This is a genomic window from Aliihoeflea sp. 40Bstr573, assembly GCF_024105655.1.
Taxonomy (GTDB): domain Bacteria; phylum Pseudomonadota; class Alphaproteobacteria; order Rhizobiales; family Rhizobiaceae; genus Aliihoeflea.
Genome location: NZ_JAAAMH010000005.1, coordinates 229,871 through 246,794, shown reverse-complemented (window position 1 = coordinate 246,794; position 16,924 = coordinate 229,871). Strand labels below are relative to the sequence as shown.

The window sequence follows — 16,924 nt, the reverse complement described above, 5'->3', positions numbered from 1 at the left end:
CTTGGCGTCCAGAACCGTTTTCCGGGCGCTTTTCTGTCTTTTCACAAGCCCGTTACCCCCTCGACGGGCGCTCCGGTCCAGACCGGAAACTTTCTTTTCGAAAGGACCTTGGATGGTCAGTCTCGCTGGCGTCGCGCGCAAGATTTTTGGTTCCTCGAACGATCGGCGCATCAAGGGGCTGCGACCGCGGGTCGAGGCGATCAACGCCCTGGAAGGCGAGCTTTCGGCCCTCACCGACGATCAGCTTCGCGCCCGGACTGACGAGTTCAGGAAGCAGATTGCCGAAGGCACCTCGCTCGACGACATCCTCGTTCCGGCCTTCGCGACCGTCCGCGAGGCATCGAAGCGCGCGCTCGGTCTGCGTCCCTTCGACGTCCAGCTCATCGGCGGCATGGTGCTGCATGAAGGCGGCATTTCCGAGATGCGCACCGGCGAGGGCAAGACGCTGGTCGCAACCCTCCCCGTCTATCTCAACGCGCTCGCCGGCAAAGGCGTCCACGTCGTTACCGTCAACGACTACCTCGCCCGCCGCGACGCGGAGTGGATGAGCAGGGTCTACGGATTTCTCGGCCTGTCGACCGGCATCATCGTCCACGGACTTTCCGACGAAGAACGCAAGGCGGCCTACGCCTGCGACGTCACCTACGCGACCAATAACGAGCTCGGCTTCGACTACCTGCGCGACAACATGAAATACGAGCGCGCCCAGATGGTGCAGCGCGGACATTTCTACGCGATCGTCGACGAGGTCGACTCGATCCTGATCGACGAGGCGCGAACACCGCTGATCATCTCCGGCCCGCTCGAGGACCGCTCCGAACTCTACAACCAGATCGACAAGTTCATTCCGATGCTGGAGGCCGACGACTACGAGATCGACGAAAAGCAGCGGACGGCCAATTTCACCGAAGACGGCACGGAAAAGCTCGAAAACCTCCTGCGCGATGCCGGAATGCTCAAGGGTGCCTCGCTCTACGACATCGAAAACGTCGCCATCGTCCACCACGTCAACAACGCTCTGAAGGCGCATCGCCTGTTCCAGCGCGACAAGGACTACATCGTCCGCAATGGCGAGGTCGTCATCATCGACGAGTTCACCGGCCGCATGATGCCGGGCCGCCGCTTCTCCGAAGGCCTGCACCAGGCGCTGGAGGCCAAGGAGCACGTCAAGATTCATCCCGAGAACCAGACGCTGGCCTCGATCACGTTCCAGAACTACTTCCGCATGTACGCCAAGCTTGCCGGCATGACCGGCACGGCGCAGACGGAAGCCGAAGAATTCGGCAACATCTACGGCCTGGGCGTCTCGGACATTCCGACCAACCTGCCCGTCCAGCGCATCGACGAGGATGACGAGGTCTATCGCACGGTCGAGGAGAAGTACCGGGCGATCGTGCGCGAGATCAAGGAAGCGAGCTCCAAGGGCCAACCGGTCCTTGTCGGCACCACCTCGATCGAGAAATCCGAGCAGTTGGCCGAACGTCTGAAAAAGGACGGTTTCACCGACTTCCAGGTGCTTAACGCCCGCCACCACGAGCAGGAAGCCTCGATCGTGGCGCAGGCCGGCAAGCCGGGCGCGATCACCATCGCGACCAATATGGCCGGGCGCGGCACCGACATCCAGCTTGGCGGCAATGCCGACATGCGCGTGGCGGCCGAACTGGGCGACATGCCGGCCGGTCCCGAACGTGACGCCAAGGAAAGGGCGATCCGCGAGGACGTGCAGCGGCTGAAGGAAAAGGCGCTTGCGGCAGGCGGCCTTTACGTGCTCGCCACCGAACGCCATGAATCGCGCCGCATCGACAACCAGCTTCGTGGCCGCTCGGGCCGCCAGGGCGATCCCGGCCGGTCGAAGTTCTTCCTGTCGCTGCAGGACGATTTGATGCGCATCTTCGGCTCGGACCGCATGGATTCCATGCTGACCAAGCTTGGCCTCAAGGAAGACGAGGCGATCATCCATCCCTGGATCAACAAGGCGCTGGAAAAGGCGCAGAAGAAGGTCGAGGCGCGCAACTTCGACATCCGCAAGAATCTTCTGAAGTATGACGACGTCATGAACGACCAGCGCAAGGTCGTGTTCGACCAGCGCATCCAGCTCATGGAAGGCGGCAACGTCTCCGAGACGGTCGCGGAGATGCGTCAGGACGTGGTCGAGGATCTCGTCGCGCGGCACATTCCCGAGAACGCCTACGCCGAACAGTGGGATGTCGCGGGCCTCAAGGAGGGCGTCCGCGAAGGGCTCAATCTTGATCTGCCGATCGAGGAATGGGCAGCCGAGGAAGGTATCGACGAGGAACAGATCCGCGAGCGCCTGATGGAGGCTGCGAACGCCGCCGCCGCCGATCGCGCCGAGCGCTTCGGCCCGGATATCATGACCTATGTCGAAAAGTCGGTCATGCTGCAGACGCTGGACAGCCTGTGGCGCGAGCATCTGGTCAATCTCGACCATCTGCGTTCGGTCGTCGGCTTCCGTGGCTATGCGCAGCGCGACCCGCTGAACGAATACAAGACCGAGGCCTTCGAGCTCTTTCAGTCGATGCTGGCCAATCTGCGACAAGTGGTCACCAGCCAGTTGATGCGCGTCGAACTCGTGCGCCAGGCCGCAGACGCCCCGCCCCCGCAGGCCCCCGCCGTCGAGGGCCACCATCTCGACCCGGTGACGGGCGAGGACGACTTCGCCGAGGGCGAGGACGGCTTGGCCGACAACCGTATCGTTGCTCCCGAGGACCGCGATCCCAACGATCCGGGGACCTGGGGCAAGGTTGGCCGCAACGAGCTATGTCCCTGCGGCTCGGGCAAGAAGTACAAGCACTGCCACGGCGCGTTCACCTGACGGATGCTCAGATCGACGGCGTGCCGGGCTGACCGGCGCGCCGCAGGATCGGAACGATCGCGATGACCGCGATGAACCCGACGAGACCCGCGGCGGCGATGACGCCGAGCGCCGTCTGGGCGCCGAACCGCTCGAAAATGGCCGCCGCCAGGACCGGCGCGCCCGCCGACACGAACAAGCGCACCGAATTGATCCTGCCTGTCCGCGCGCCATAGCCGTTGGCGCCGAAGAGCGTCAGCGGCAGGACGCCGCGCACGATGTAGGAAAGCCCCTGCCCCGCGCCGAAGACCAGCGCGAAGACGACCGCGGCGGGCAGGTAGCCCGATCCTCCGATCAGGAAGCCGAGGCCCGCCGGCAGCGCTCCGGTGGCAAACAGCGCGACGCTCATGACGCTGATGCGCGGCCCGGCGGTGAATTCGGCGATGCGGCCGGCGACCTGGGCCGGGCCGATCAGCGCGCCGATCAGCGCCGCCGATGCGCCGAGCCCCAGAGCGCCCAGCAGCCCGATCAGGTGAAGATGAACCGCCGACATGACGAACGCGTTGGCCGCGAAGGCGACCAGCAGAAGGCGAAAGGCCACGGTGCGGTCGCGCGACGAGGTGAGCGTGCCTTCCGCCAGCTTCTGCCCGGCATCGGCTTGCGTCGGAATCGCGCGCGGCGTGCGGCGAATCAGGAAGACGTGCAGCGGCGCGCAGACGAAAAGGTTGAGCGCGGCGAAGATGAGCAGGATCGTGCGCCACTCGATGAAGCCGGCGAGCCAGCTCGTCAGGGGCCAGAAGATCGTCGAGGCGAACCCGGCGATCAGCGTGATGCCGGTGATGGTGCGCCGGGCATTGGCCGGCGACAGCCGCGCCGCGAGCACGAAGGCCGCCTCGTAGAGGACAAGGACGGAGCTCATTTCGGTCACGATCAGGAACGCGCCGAAGGCGACCCTGCCTGGCGCCAGGCCCCAAAGAGCAAGCGCGGCGGCACTGATGCACGAGCCGACAGCCATGACGCGCGCCGGATCATTGCCGTCGAAGAGGCGTCCGGCGCGCGGCGCGACAAAGCCCGATGCCAGAAGCGCGATTGAAAAAAGGCCGTAGACGAAGGTGAGCGACAGGCCGGTGTCTTCCGCCATGAACGGGGCAAGGACGCCGAAGGAGTAATAGAGGCTGCCATAGCCGATCGTCTGGGTGATGCCGATCAAGGTGGCGATGACGAAATCGGACGGGGCAGGCTTGGACATGAGGCGGGCCGTTCAGCGCTTCGGCGGGCGCCGAACCGTTTCTTAAAGTGTTGTGCCCTATGCCGTAGGGCTGGACGCGAGATCAAAGGTTAGAGCGTGCGAGTCTCCGCTGCAACGACGGCCGAACGTATTCTGCCCGAGCGGCTGGCCGCCCGTGCACGGCCATATCTTGAAGCTTTCGACCGGCTTGCATTCGGAACCGGCGAGCGCAGCCATGCCGCGCGCATGTCGCTGACCGCCTTCGTCGTTCGCGTCGCCTCCGCCGTCATCGCCTTCGCCAGCCAGGTCTTCCTCGCCCGATGGATGGGCGGCTTCGAGTATGGCGTCTTCGTCCTCGTCTGGACCGCGATACTGATCCTCGGCAGCCTGTCGTGCCTCGGCTTCAACACCGCCATGATCCGCTTCATTCCCGAATATCGCGGCCAGGGGCGCCAGTCGGACCTGCGCGGGGTGCTTCTGGGAAGCCGGGTGATCGTGCTCGCCGCGTCCACGGTCGTTGCCCTTGCGGGCGCCGCGATGATCCATGTCCTGTCGGACCGGATCGAGCCGCACCATGTCGTGCCCTTCCTGCTCGGGATGATCTGCCTGCCGATGATGGGACTTTCGGACCTGATGCAGGGCGTCGCCCGCGGCCATGCCTGGGCGTTGCACGCCATGCTGCCGACCTACATTCTGCGCCCGCTCCTGCTCTTGGTGCTGATGGTGGGAGCGGTGGCGACCGGCGCGCCGGCCAACGCCGAAACCGCCATGTATGCCGCCATCGTTGCGACCTATGCGACGACGCTTTTCCAGCTCGTGACCGTCTCCAACCGCGCCGAGCGCGAGGCCCAGCCCGTAAAGCGCGCCTTCGCCATGCGCGGCTGGCTAGTGGTTTCGCTGCCCGTCTTCCTGATCGAGGGCTTCATCTACATCCTGACAAACGCCGACGTGCTGATGGTCGGCTTCTTCCTGCCGCCGCCCGACGTCGCGGTCTATTTCGCGACCGTGAAGACGCTGGCGCTCGTGCATTTCGTCTATTTCGCAGTCCGCGCCGGCGTCGCGCAGCGCTTTGCCGGCCTGATGCATGGAGACCGTCCGGACGAACTCGCCGCATTCGCCCATGACACTGTGCGCTGGACATTCTGGCCGACGCTCGCCATGGCCGCGCTTCTGCTGGCAGCGGGCGAGCCGCTGCTGAGGCTGTTCGGCTCCGAGTTCACCGCCGGCTATCCGCTGCTCTTCGTGCTCGTCGCCGGCGTCGTCGCGCGAGCGGTGGTCGGGCCGGCAGAAAGCGTGCTTACCATGGGCGGGCACCAGAACGCATGCGCTCGGGTCTATGCGCTCGTGCTCGCCGTCAATGTCGGGCTCAACTGCCTCTTGATCCCGCGATACGGGCTTTGGGGTGCCGCCATCGCGACGGCCGTCGCGATGGTATGCGAGGCGGCGCTTCTTGCCCTCACGGTACGCCGCAAGATCGGCATCGACATGTGGATGGGCGCAGCCGCGCCCCCGGTAAGGGGATCGTGATGGGCGCGACGGCGCAAGGGCGGCATCCGGCCGCAATGCTCGATCATCTGGCCGGCGACGCAGGACAGGCCCGGGAGCCCATCGCGCGCGGGCGCCGGCTCGACATCTACCCAGCCTCGACGGGCTACGACCTCGTCACCGAGCTCGACCATCTGGCCGCGCGCGCGATCGACCCGAACGTCTTCTTCAACCCGCGCTTCCTTGCCCCGGCCATGCCGCGGCTGGAGGATCGCGAGGTCCGGCTCGCGGTCATGCGCGACGAGCGCGACAAGCGCAGCCGGCTGCGCCTGCTCGTGCCCTTTTCGGTCGAACGCCCGCTGCTGCGTCTCGGCCCGCCGGCGATCCGAACCTGGTCGAGCCCGTTCGGCCCGCTCGGAACGCCGCTCGTCGACCGCGACGATCCGCAAGGCATCGTCGCCGATTTCCTGCGTCTGATGGCGGCACCTGCACAGGGCCTGCCGAAACTGATCCAGTTTGCCGACATCCGCGCCGACGGCATTTTCGCGGCGACGCTGCAAAGCGCAGCCGCCGAGCTCAACTTGCCGATAACCAAGGTGCGGGAGCGCGAAAGGCCCATGCTGCGCTCAGACCTCGATGGCGACGCCTACCTCTCCGCAACGCTCCAGAAGCACTATCGCGAATACCGCCGGCTGGAGCGCCGCCTCGCCGAGAAAGGGCGGATCGCCTACGAGGTCGCCGAAACGCCCGAGGAAACGCGGCTGGCCGTCGAGACGTTTCTGGCCATCGAAGCGAGCGGGTGGAAGGGCCGCGCCGGCACGGCAATGGTGATCGACCGCTTCCGCGCCGCCTTCGTGCGCGAGGCGATTGCCGGGCTCAGCGAACGCGCCATGTGCCGCATCCACACGCTCACGGTCTCAGGGCGGCCGGTCGCCTCGCTCGTCGTCTTCGTCGAATCGGGCATCGCCTATACGTGGAAGACCGCTTTCGACGAGGAATTCTCCGGCTATTCGCCCGGTGTGCTCCTCATGATCGAGGTGACGAAGCGTCACCTCGACGACTACAACGTAACGGTGACCGATTCCTGCGCCGTTCCCGACCATCCCGTGCTCGCGCGCCTGTGGAGCGAGCGGTCAACGCTGGCGACCCTGATCGTCGGGCTGGAACCGAAGGCGGACAGGCTCGTCAACGCCGCCGCGCTTGGCATCGAGCGCGAGGCGCGGTTGCGCGATCTTCTTCGCCGCGCACGCTTGCGCGTCCGGCGGACGCTGCGGAGATGATGTCCGCAAGCTTGCTTTTTCGGCCCTGCCAGCCGATGTAGGAAAGGTAGGCCAAGGCCTGCGTCGAATGCGGTGCGACGAGAGATGATTGATGGATTCCGATAGATTCGCCCTTAGCCTGATGATCGTCTTCGGCAGCCTCATCATAGGCGGGCTGATGCTTGCCGGGCTGATGTGGACCGACAAGCCGACCTTCCTCTACGCGCTGGGCGGCGCGGTGTCGGTCTGGTTCTGCTCCTTTGCCGTCATGTTCGACAAGAAGCGCGCCTATCTCGTGCTGCTGTTGATCGCCATCGTGCTCGTCGGCGCCTCAATCACCGCATTCGTGCGCTGACCGCCCTAGCAATAGCGCTCCGGGCCGACGGCCTGGGTCTCCGAGTAGCGGTCGCCATGCGCGAAGCCGACCGGCAGGATCGTCTCGATAGCCTCGAGGTCCGCAGGTGAGAGCACGACGTCCGCCGCGGCGGCGTCTTCTTCCAGATGCGCGGCGCTGCGCGTTCCGGGAATCGGGATGACGTGGTCCCCCCGCGCCAGGGTCCAGGCGATGGCGAGCGTCGCCGGCGAGAGGCCGCGCGCTTTCGCAAACTCCGCGAACCTGGCGATATAGGCGCTGTTGTAGCCGAAATTCGGCTCGATGAAGCGCGGGTTGAGGCGTCGGAAGTCGCCCTCCCGAAATTTCGAGGGATCGACGGCAGGTGAGGAAAATACGCCTCGGCCGACGGGAGAGAACGCGACCAGCGCTGTGCCCAGACGTTTCGTCGCCTGCAAAAGGCCAAGCTCGGGAAGCCGTGTCCACAGCGAATACTCGTTCTGGACGGCGGCCACGTGATGAACGGCACTGGCGCGTTCCAGCGTCGACGGCGCGATCTCCGACAGGCCGATCGCACCGATCTTGCCTTCGTCTTTCAGGCGGACGAGCGTCTCCATCACGTCCTCGATCGGCCGCGACTGCTCGCGCCGATGGACGTAGAACAGCGCGACATGGTCGACGCCAAGGCGCTTCAGCGAGGCTTCGAGCGAAGAGCGCAGATGCTCGGGCGAATTGTCGAAGCCGCGCACCGGCCGGTTCTTGATTCCCGCCTTGGTGGCGATGGTGAAGCGGTTCGGATGATCCTTGATGAACGCGCCGATCACTTCCTCGGCAACGCCTTCGCCGTAGATGTTCGCTGTGTCGAGATGGTCGACGCCAAGATCGAGAGCTCGGGCGAGCGTGCGGTGGCTCTCGGCCATGTCAGTCGCCCCGTAAATGCCGCCGAAGCTCATGCAGCCCAGTCCGACTGCGCCAATTTCAGGACCATCTCTGCCAAGACTACGCTTTATCAACGGACAACTCTCCAACGGATCGGGATAGGGCTGCAAAGCGCAGCATCGGACCGTCATCCGCCGCGCTGTCGATACGACGGCGGGTGACTTGCTCTTTCTCACATGCTTGAGCGCCCAGTTGTAGGGCAAAATGCACCCGGAACGGATTTGAAGCGGTGGCGCGACAAGCGAGCACCACCGCACATGCCCGGCGCGGCGGTTTTCCTACATGTGGTCGCGGGGAATTCGACGCTCCCGGCGGCGCGAAAACACCGTCTCGCCATCGTGGGAGGCATCGACGCTGTCGCTGATCAGCCAGTGCCCTTCGTCGCAGGCAATAGTCGACACGCAGTGCGTCACCGTCTCCCATCCTTCGCGGGACAGAACGCAGGTCCAGCGTGTTTCGCCGGTCATCGACAAGGGATCGTTCGCGGCGATCGTCCATGTTTCGTCCCGGCGGTCGCGCGAGGCGAGTCCGTTTTTGGGGTGACGGTTGAGGCCGCCATCATCGACGATGCGATAACGCGTGACGCCGTTCTGGAGATCGCGCTCCACCCACCGTCTGGATTCGCCAGGCGACACCGGCTCGTATTTCGGCAGCGGGTCGGGATTCGGCGGCGCCGGAAGATCGATCCGCTCATGCGCGCCGATGAGCGGCAGGGAAAACGCAAGCGCGGACAGATCGATGTCGAGTTTCGCATCGAAGGGCGGCGGCAAAATGGTCGGCCAGTAGGCGGTCGAGATCGACAGGCGGATGCGGTGGCCGGGTGCGAACCGGTAGCCGCACGCATCGAGTTCGACCGCACACGCATGGTCTTCGCCGGGCGTCAGCGGTTCTGGCTGCGCATTGCCATTGCGATGCGCCAGATTGAGCACGCCGTACGAAACGCGCGTTGCCGTGCCGTCCGGATGAACGTCGACCAGACGGACGGCGAGGTTTGCGAGCGGGCTGTCGCTTGCCAGCCGGATACGCAGGACCGGGCGGCCGAGAATGACGAGTTCGTCGTCCAGAACATCGCCTTCGACAACGAGGGACCCGGCATCGTCGGTGCGCTGATCGCCCGCCAGTTCCGCATCGGGGCTGCTCGTGAACCACTCGCCGGCTGCCGTGCCTGTGTCGAGCGGCGAGCGCAAGAGCGCGCGCCCTGCAGCCCGCTGCTGCGGGCTGGCCACCAGCCGATGCGCCTCGTCTAGTTGCAGTTCGAGCATGGCGGGTGCTGCCCACCGATCCTTTGCAACCCAGTAGCCCGGATCGCTTTCGCGCCACAATGCCGGTCGCGGGCCGTCGAGAATGAACGCGCGGACCTGCGGCGTTTCTTCCGCCGCATCACCGCCATCGCGAAGCCAGCGATTCCACCAGGCGATCGCCTCGCCATGGAAATCGGCGCGCGGCTTGGGGTAGGCGAAATGGGGATATTTGTGGACCCAGGGACCGATCAGCGCCTTTGCTTTGCCGGGCATTCCCTCGACGGCCTTCAGGGGCGTGTTGCGATAGCCGTCCGCCCAACCGGCGATGACGAGCGCGGGAACGGGGAAGCTGTCGAAATCTTCGCAAATGGAACCATGCCGCCAGAAGTCGTCGCGACGCTGATGGGACAGCCAGTCCTCCATGAAGAACGGCTCGTTCTCCAGCCTTTCGAGCCACATCTCCTTCCATCGTTCGCCGACGACCGCGGGATCTGGAGATCGGGACTGATAGGCCAGCATCGTGCCCGCCCAGGAAAGTTGAGCGGCGAGCTGCGTTCCGTTCTTGTAGTGGATGTCGTCATTGTAGCGATCGACGGTCGAGGCGATCGAGATGACCGCCTTGAGCGCAGGCGGTTTCAGCGCCGCGACCTGCAGGCAGTTGAACCCGCCCCATGAAATCCCCATCATGCCGACGCTGCCATTCGACCATGGCTGCGACGCGATCCACTCGATCAGTTCCAAGGCATTGGCCAATTCGAGAGGCGTGTATTCCCCGTCGATGACACCGTCGGATTCGCCCGAGCCGCGAATGTCGACGCGCACGCCGGCAATGCCGGCCGCAGCAAAGACCGGATAGGTGGATTCATCGCGCGGCGCCGTGCCGATCCGCTTTCGATAGGGCAGGAATTCCAGCACCGCGGGAACGGGCGCGCTCGTGGCGTCGTCCGGCATCCAGATGCGCGCCGCAAGGCGGGTGCCGTCCTTCAGGTAGATCCATTCGTTCTCGATGACGGTGAAGTTGCGTTCTGTCATTTTGCTGGCCTCGATGGGCAATGCGGCAGGAAGCCCTGCGCGGATCACGTCCGCGCAGGCTGACGGTTTCGTCTTGGGTGACGGATCAGGCGTCGAGCCAGACCACGCTTGCGACACGTCCGTTGCAAAGGTCGTTGCCGATGTCGTGAACGTAGTTGCGCACATGCTTGCCCGCGGCATTCACATAGTCGTTGAAGACCGGGATGATCGCCCCGCCCTCATTGTGAATCATGAGCGCCATCTCCCGATAGAGGGCCCGGCGGCGATCCTCGTCGAGTTCGGCGCGCGCCTCGCGTACCATCCTGTCGAATTCGGGCCGCTTGAACCGCGTGTCGTTCCATTCAGCGTTGGACACGTAGGAGGTCATGTAACGCGCGTCCTGCGTCGGGCGACCGCCCCAATAGGAAGCGCAGAAGGGCTGGACGTTCCAGACCTCGGACCAGTAGCCGTCATCAGGCTCGCGCTGCACCTGCAGAGGAATGTCGGCCGCCGCCGCGCTTTGCTGGAATAGCTGTGCGGCCTCGACCGCGCCGGGGAACGCGGCCTCGGACGTGCGCAGCAGGATCGGCCCTTCATGGCCGGACTGCCTGAAATGGAAGGCCGCCTTTTCCGGATCGTAGACGCGCTGCTCGATATCGGTCGGTGCGAGCGCGTAGTTCTCGTTGACCGGATAATCGTTGCCGATGGTGCCGAAGCCGCCGACGACCTGCCGCAGGATCGCTTCGCGGTCGATCGCGTATTTGAGGGCGAGGCGCAGCTCGTTGTTGTCGAAGGGCGCCGTATCGCAATGCATCAGGAAGGAATAGAACCCCTTGCCGGCGGTGCGCAGGATCTCGACATTCGGCGCGCGTCCCAGAAACGTTGCCGTATTGGGGTCGACCGTGTTGATCAGATCGACCTGGCCGGAGGTAAGCGCGCTGTTGCGGGCCGTGGCATCGTTCATGACGGTGATTTCGACGGCATCGACGAAACCGCGGTCGTCGCGCCAGTCATTGGCGTTCTTCTCGAAAGTCGCGCGCACGCCCGGCGTGAAGTTGGTCAGCTTGAAGGGGCCGGTGCCGATCGCGGCATTGGGGTCGTCGCGCCCGCCGCCGGGCTGGATTTGCAGGTGATAGTCGGTCAGGACCAGCGGCAAATCGGCATTCGGTTCGCTCAAGGTGATGACGAGTTCGTTTCCTTCGCCCTCGATGCGCTCGATATCGCCGATGAGCCCGAGCGCGCCGGACTGCGAGCCTTCGTCGGCGTGGCGCCGCAGGGTCTCGACGACATCGTCGACGGTCAGCGGCTTGCCGTCATGGAACTCGACCCCCTCGCGTATCTGGAACGTCCAGGTGATACCGTCATCGGAGACGTCCCAGGATTTCGCAAGCGATGGAAGCGCCTCGCCCGTCTCGGGATGGGATTCGACCAGCGTGTCGCCCCAACAGTGGCACAGGACGAATGCGAAGGTGGCGGCGGCAATAGCCGGATCGAGCGTATCGGCCGTCGACCCGCCATCAAGACCCAGCCGCAGCGTCCCGCCGCGCTTGGGTTCCTGCGCGCTTGCCGGACCGCCAAGAATGCCGGACACGGCGGCAATGCCGACCAGCGCGCTGCCATGGAGAAAGCCGCGGCGATCGAGCTTGAACGGAGCGCGTCTCTTGGACAGGTCGAGCGTCATGGCGATAATCCTTCCGGGTCGATGCTGAGATGGGGGCATTCTTGGAGAAACGATCGAGCAAGACAATTTCGCGCCTTGACGCGGACTTGAGCTACTTTACGCTACCGTGATGCCAATCGATACGACAGTGCTCGCCCTGAACCTGCGCCAGGCCTGCGCCACGATGCCGTCCGTCTCCCACTTCTGCCGCACGCACGGCTTCAATCGCCAGCAGTTCAACCGCTACATTTCCGGACAGTCTCGCCCCTCGCCCTACAATCTTGCAAGAATCGCGCATGCGTTCGAACTCGATCCGGTCGATTTCGAGCGGGGTCCAGAAGAATTCAGGGCTGTCATGGCCAGACGCCGGGTGGCCACCGCTGCGCCTGCGCCACCGCTCGACGACGCGTTTCCCGGCGACATTGCCGAACTGCGCAGATATCTCGGCTTCTACCAGACCTGGCACGTCTCGCTTTCGTGGCCGGGCCAGGTCGTCTGCTCGTGCACCCATTTGCGCGAACACGAGGGCAAGGTCGCGGTGACGTCGCTGGAGCGGATCGAGGACGCGGCAAGCGGCATCCGGCAGCGGTCGCGCTACGATGGTCTGGCCGCCTATCGCCGCGGTCGGATCTTCGTGACGGAGCGCACCCGCGGCGATGCGCCGACTTTCGGGCAGACGATCATGCTGCCGCTCGAAATCCATCAGCGTCTTTATCTGCGCGGGCTCACCATGGGCATCTCCTGGCGCAAGGACAACCAGCCCTACGCATCGCGTATGATCTGGCGTTTCGACGGCACCCATCCAGACTTGCGAAAACTCCTTGGAAGCTGCGGCACCTACGATTGGGCTTCAGCCCAGATACCTTCGGTGGTCGCAGGCTACCTGTCCGAGGCGCAGCCGCTCACCGCCGGCTGATCGCCGTGCTGCTTGCGCGCTCGATGTCTGGAAGAAATCGTGGTGCCCCTGGCCGGGATCGAACCAGCACTCCTTGCGGAACTCGATTTTGAGTCGAGCGCGTCTACCAATTCCGCCACAGGGGCCCAAAAGGCGCGAAGCGCCTCGGGATGGCTGCGGACTATACGGTCAGACCCAAACCCGTCAACCGGAATATCGCCCCTGTGCAATAGTGAAAACGCGTTGCACTGGTTGCCGTTTGGCTCTAGCTCTGCCGGACTGCAATGAGGGGCAAGATGCTTCGAAAGCTCTACGACTGGACCATGTCGCTGGCGCGCACGCGCCATGCCGAACGGGCGCTCGGCGGCGTCTCCTTCATCGAAAGCTCGTTCTTTCCGATCCCGCCGGATACGATCCTCATCCCCATGGTGCTCGCCGAGCGCCGCCGCTGGCTGCGCTATGCGCTGATCTGCACCATCGCATCCGTGCTGGGCGCACTTCTGGGCTACGCCATCGGCGCCTGGCTGTTCGAGGCAGTCGGCAGGCCGATCCTCGCTTTCTACGGCAAGGAAGACGCCTTCGATCAGATGGCGAACTGGTACAATGAATGGGGCGCCTGGGGCATCCTCTTCGGCGCGGTCACGCCCTTCCCCTACAAGGTTCTGACGATCTTTTCCGGCGCCACCGGTTTCAACCTTGCAATCTTCATCGTCGTCTCGATCATCGGACGCGGCCTGCGCTTCTTCCTCGTTGCCTGGCTGCTCTATCGCATCGGCGAGCCGATCCGCCTCTTCATCGAAAGGCATCTCGGCCTTTTGTTCACCGCATTCGTGGTTCTGCTGATCGGCGGCTTCGTCGCCGTGCGCTATATGTTCTAAGAGGACGCAACATGGCTCTGACCGACCCGATCGGACGTTTGCAACAGGGCGCGCTCGCGGTTCTGGCGGTCGGCATGACCGTAACGGTCGGGACCGCGCTCGGATTTCAACACCTGGCCGGCTACATCCCCTGCAAGCTGTGCCTGGAACAGCGCACGCCCTATTATATCGGCGCTCCGGTCATGATCGCGGGGCTTATCGCAGCCTTTGCCAAGGCGCCGCCCATCCTCGTTCGAGGCATCCTGCTCGCCGGCGCACTGTTGATGACCTGGAGCCTATATCTCGGCGTCTTCCATGCCGGCGTCGAATGGGGCTGGTGGCTGGGGCCGTCCGATTGCGGCGTCGTGGCGCCCGCGCCAAGCGGCGGCAGCCTGCTCGATTCGCTAAACAGCGTCATCCCGCCCTCCTGCGACCAGGCGGCGGGCCGCTTCCTCGGCCTGTCCTTCGCAGGATGGAACGCGGTGGCGAGTTTCGTCCTCGCCGCGATCGGCTACGTTGCCGCGTTCAGGAAAGCGTAGCCGCGCAATGGCTCGAAAAGTCGTCCGTCAGGGCTCCAGCTCGACATCCCAGTAGAGATAGTCGATCCAGCTTTCGTGCAGATAGTTGGGCGGGAAGAGCCGGCCGTTATTGTGCAGGTCGTGAACGGTCGGCTGGTAGGGCTTTTGCCGCGGCCACATCCGGGCCTGGCTCGGCAGCATGCCGCCTTTCCTCAGATTGCACGGCGAACAGGCCGCGACGACGTTTTCCCAGGTTGTGGCGCCGCCGCAGCGACGCGGCGTGACGTGGTCGAAGGTCAGGTCCTCGTGCGTGCCGCAATACTGACACTGGAAACGGTCGCGCAGGAAGACGTTGAAGCGAGTGAAGGCGGGGTGGCGCGAAGGCTTCACGTAGCTCTTGAGGCACACCACGCTCGGCAGCTTCATGCTGAAGGTGGGCGAGGATACGGCGTGCTCGTATTCGGCCACGATATTCACGCGGTCGAGGAAGACGGCCTTGATCGCATCCTGCCAGGACCAGAGCGACAAGGGGTAATAGCTGAGCGGGCGGTAGTCCGCATTCAGCACCAGTGCAGGCAAGCCATCCGGCGAGACGGCAACCGTCAAGACCTGATCTCCTTCGAGTCGACAGCGATCCTTCGCCGACAATGTAAGCCCGACGTGACAGGGATGTGAAGCGACTTGTTGACGCTGCGTCGCTTATCCCAAGCGCGTTTGCGGGTCGGCGTCGGCGGGCGTCAGCATCGGCGCGGCACTCCGCCCGATCGTGGCATGGTGATAGGCCCAGAACAGCCGCGCCGCGACCCCGCGCCACGGGCTCCATGCTGCGGCGATAGCGTGCAGCTCGCGCTCGCTCGGCCGCACGTCCATGGCGAAGGCGCGCCCGACGGCATTCTGCAGCGCGACGTCCTTGACCGGGAAGATGTCGGGATGGCCGGCGGAGAAGAGAAGATAGATCTGCGCCGTCCACGGACCGATGCCCGGCAGCACCGTCAGATGGCCGATCGCCTCCTCGGCATCAAGCAGGCACAGTGCTTCGAGGTCGATGGTCCTGGCGTCCAGCGCTTCGGCAAGCGCCAGGATCGCGCGCTGCTTCGGCCGCGAGATACCGGCCTCGCGCAGCATGTCCGGCCCGCCCATGGCGACAGCGTGTGGTGTCAGCGGGTCGGCGAGCGCGGTAAGCCTGCGCATCATCGCCTGCGCGCTGGCGCGCGACACCTGTTGCGACACGATGATGGAGACGAGGCTGGCGAAACCCGGCTCACTGCGCCGAAGCGTCACCTCTTCGGCGGTCTGGATGACGTCCGCCAGGCGCGGATCTGCGGCGACAAGCGCGCTCAGCCCCTCGGCGATGTCGTCCGGCGTGTCGATACGGCGCATGGCATTTGTCCTCCTCACCGATCCAGCGTAGCAATCGCACGATCAACCCTGCAACGCTCTTCACCTGTCAATGTCGCAACCCGTCTTCCGCTTCGCGCCGAGCCCCAATGGCCCGCTCCATCTCGGCCACGCTTATTCCGCGCTCTTGAACCACGATCTGGCGCGACAGGTTGGCGGCCGTTTCCTGCTGCGGATCGAGGACATCGATCGCGAGCGCTGCCGGCCGCGGTTCGAGCGCGCGATCCTCGACGATCTCGAATGGCTGGGGCTCGAGTGGGAGGAACCGGTGCGCCGCCAGTCCGGCCATCTCGACGACTACCGGGAGGCGCTCGACCGCCTTGTCGAGGCCGAACTCGTCTATCCCGCGTTCCTGTCGCGCGGCGACGTCCGCGCTGTCATCGCCGAGGAGGAAGCGCGAGGGGCGGACTGGCCGCGCGATCCGGACGGCGCGCCGCTCTATCCGACGATCGAGCGCGAATTGCCGGAAGACGAGCGCCGCGCGCGCATCGAGGCGGGCGCGCCTTTTGCATGGCGGCTCGACATCGACGCGGCGATGGAGCGCGTTTCGGGCAAGCTCGACTGGCAGGAGCAGGGCTCGGGCCCGCAAGGCGAGACCGGCCTGATATCGGCTGATCCGCGCGTCTGGGGCGATTTCATCGTCGCGCGCAAGGACGTGCCGACGAGCTACCAACTATCGGTCGTCGTCGACGACGCGATCCAGGACGTCACCCATGTCGTGCGCGGACGCGATCTTTTCCATGCGACGTCGGGCCAGCGGCTGTTGCAGGAACTGCTCGGCTTGTCGCCGCCGGTCTATCTGCATCATGATCTCATCCTGGGCGAGGATGGACGCAAATTGTCCAAGAGCCGCGGCGACACCGGGCTCGAAGCCCTGCGCACGGCTGGCCTGACCCCGAACGACATCCGGCGGATGGTCGGGCTCTAGAGCCGCATCCGGCTCCCGATCGCCTTCAGTCCCGCCAGAAGCGCCACCGTCACGAATGCGCCCCCGAGCCCATGGGTCGTCGCGATCCGCAGATCGACGAACTTATGACCGACATGGTTGTAGAGCGCGATCGTCAGGAAGAAGCCGGCGATGAGCACGACCGTATTGCCGATCGGCCCGAAGCCGTCGGGGCCCATGATCGCGTCCATGCAAAGCCCGAGCAGAAACGACAGGATCGCAACCGATGCCACCGCCATGCACAGCCAGATGAAACTCAGATTCCAAAGCATGCGATTATCCTTTCCCTCCAAGGGTCAAGGATGCGCCCCGTCTGCATTCACCCGCATCGAACATAAGAGTGC

At 64.8% G+C, this 16,924-nt stretch carries 15 protein-coding genes and 1 tRNA gene; 8 read left to right on the top strand and 8 right to left on the bottom strand.

Annotation, left to right across the window (positions count from 1 at the left end; genetic code table 11):
* Positions 1 to 112: 112 nt before the first annotated feature.
* Positions 113 to 2,833, top strand: coding sequence for a preprotein translocase subunit SecA (gene secA, locus GTK01_RS09280; RefSeq protein WP_252925589.1), 2,721 nt, complete (start codon positions 113 to 115; stop codon positions 2,831 to 2,833).
* Positions 2,834 to 2,840: 7 nt separating this feature from the next.
* On the opposite strand, the gene GTK01_RS09275 is transcribed toward secA, so the two are convergent.
* A complete protein-coding gene (locus tag GTK01_RS09275; RefSeq protein ID WP_252925588.1) occupies positions 2,841 to 4,061 on the bottom strand; it encodes an MFS transporter in 1,221 nt (406 codons plus the stop codon).
* A gap of 96 nt (positions 4,062 to 4,157) precedes the next feature.
* Between GTK01_RS09275 and GTK01_RS09270 the strand changes: the two genes are divergently transcribed.
* From GTK01_RS09270 to GTK01_RS09260, 3 genes are all read left to right on the top strand, one after another.
* The gene (locus GTK01_RS09270; RefSeq protein WP_252925587.1) at positions 4,158 to 5,567 is read left to right on the top strand and encodes a polysaccharide biosynthesis C-terminal domain-containing protein; all 1,410 of its coding nucleotides are present in this window, start codon (positions 4,158 to 4,160) and stop codon (positions 5,565 to 5,567) included.
* Positions 5,567 to 6,805 (top strand): GNAT family N-acetyltransferase, encoded by a 1,239-nt coding sequence (locus GTK01_RS09265; RefSeq protein WP_371924306.1) that lies wholly within the window; start codon positions 5,567 to 5,569, stop codon positions 6,803 to 6,805. Before GTK01_RS09270 ends, GTK01_RS09265 begins: the two co-directional genes overlap by 1 nt.
* A gap of 88 nt (positions 6,806 to 6,893) precedes the next feature.
* The gene (locus GTK01_RS09260; RefSeq protein WP_252925586.1) at positions 6,894 to 7,139 is read left to right on the top strand and encodes a hypothetical protein; all 246 of its coding nucleotides are present in this window, start codon (positions 6,894 to 6,896) and stop codon (positions 7,137 to 7,139) included.
* 5 nt (positions 7,140 to 7,144) lie between these two features.
* Here the strand turns inward: GTK01_RS09260 and GTK01_RS09255 are convergent, their stop codons facing one another.
* The 3 genes from GTK01_RS09255 to GTK01_RS09245 form a co-directional block, all read right to left on the bottom strand.
* The gene (locus tag GTK01_RS09255) at positions 7,145 to 8,185 is read right to left on the bottom strand and encodes an aldo/keto reductase (protein ID WP_256483795.1); all 1,041 of its coding nucleotides are present in this window, start codon (positions 8,183 to 8,185) and stop codon (positions 7,145 to 7,147) included.
* 147 nt (positions 8,186 to 8,332) lie between these two features.
* On the bottom strand, positions 8,333 to 10,327 hold the full coding sequence (locus GTK01_RS09250; RefSeq protein WP_252925584.1) for a CocE/NonD family hydrolase: 1,995 nt from the start codon (positions 10,325 to 10,327) through the stop codon (positions 8,333 to 8,335).
* An 85-nt stretch (positions 10,328 to 10,412) separates the two neighbouring features.
* Positions 10,413 to 11,987, bottom strand: a complete 1,575-nt coding sequence (locus GTK01_RS09245) for an ABC transporter substrate-binding protein (RefSeq protein WP_252925583.1) — start codon at positions 11,985 to 11,987, stop codon at positions 10,413 to 10,415.
* A gap of 109 nt (positions 11,988 to 12,096) precedes the next feature.
* Here GTK01_RS09245 and GTK01_RS09240 point away from each other — a divergent pair, with 109 nt between their 5' ends.
* Positions 12,097 to 12,882, top strand: coding sequence for a helix-turn-helix domain-containing protein (locus tag GTK01_RS09240; protein WP_252925582.1), 786 nt, complete (start codon positions 12,097 to 12,099; stop codon positions 12,880 to 12,882).
* A gap of 40 nt (positions 12,883 to 12,922) precedes the next feature.
* Here the strand turns inward: GTK01_RS09240 and GTK01_RS09235 are convergent.
* Positions 12,923 to 13,007 (bottom strand) — tRNA-Leu (locus GTK01_RS09235).
* Positions 13,008 to 13,157: 150 nt separating this feature from the next.
* Here GTK01_RS09235 and GTK01_RS09230 point away from each other — a divergent pair.
* Complete coding sequence (locus tag GTK01_RS09230; RefSeq protein WP_252925581.1) at positions 13,158 to 13,739, top strand: YqaA family protein; 582 nt, start codon at positions 13,158 to 13,160, stop codon at positions 13,737 to 13,739.
* 11 nt (positions 13,740 to 13,750) lie between these two features.
* Complete coding sequence (locus tag GTK01_RS09225) at positions 13,751 to 14,257, top strand: disulfide bond formation protein B (RefSeq protein WP_252925580.1); 507 nt, start codon at positions 13,751 to 13,753, stop codon at positions 14,255 to 14,257.
* 27 nt (positions 14,258 to 14,284) lie between these two features.
* Here the strand turns inward: GTK01_RS09225 and GTK01_RS09220 are convergent, their stop codons facing one another.
* Both GTK01_RS09220 and GTK01_RS09215 read right to left on the bottom strand, forming a co-directional pair.
* Complete coding sequence (locus GTK01_RS09220) at positions 14,285 to 14,842, bottom strand: HNH endonuclease (RefSeq protein ID WP_252925579.1); 558 nt, start codon at positions 14,840 to 14,842, stop codon at positions 14,285 to 14,287.
* Between the two features lie 93 nt (positions 14,843 to 14,935).
* A complete protein-coding gene (locus GTK01_RS09215; protein ID WP_252925578.1) occupies positions 14,936 to 15,616 on the bottom strand; it encodes a DNA-3-methyladenine glycosylase in 681 nt (226 codons plus the stop codon).
* Positions 15,617 to 15,686: 70 nt separating this feature from the next.
* On the opposite strand from GTK01_RS09215, the gene gluQRS reads away from it, so the two are divergent.
* Entirely contained in the window at positions 15,687 to 16,562 is an 876-nt protein-coding gene (gene gluQRS / locus GTK01_RS09210; RefSeq protein ID WP_252925577.1) for a tRNA glutamyl-Q(34) synthetase GluQRS, read from the top strand.
* Here gluQRS and GTK01_RS09205 read toward each other — a convergent pair.
* On the bottom strand, positions 16,559 to 16,852 hold the full coding sequence (locus GTK01_RS09205; RefSeq protein WP_252925576.1) for a hypothetical protein: 294 nt from the start codon (positions 16,850 to 16,852) through the stop codon (positions 16,559 to 16,561). The genes gluQRS and GTK01_RS09205 overlap by 4 nt on opposite strands.
* Positions 16,853 to 16,924: the final 72 nt, after the last annotated feature.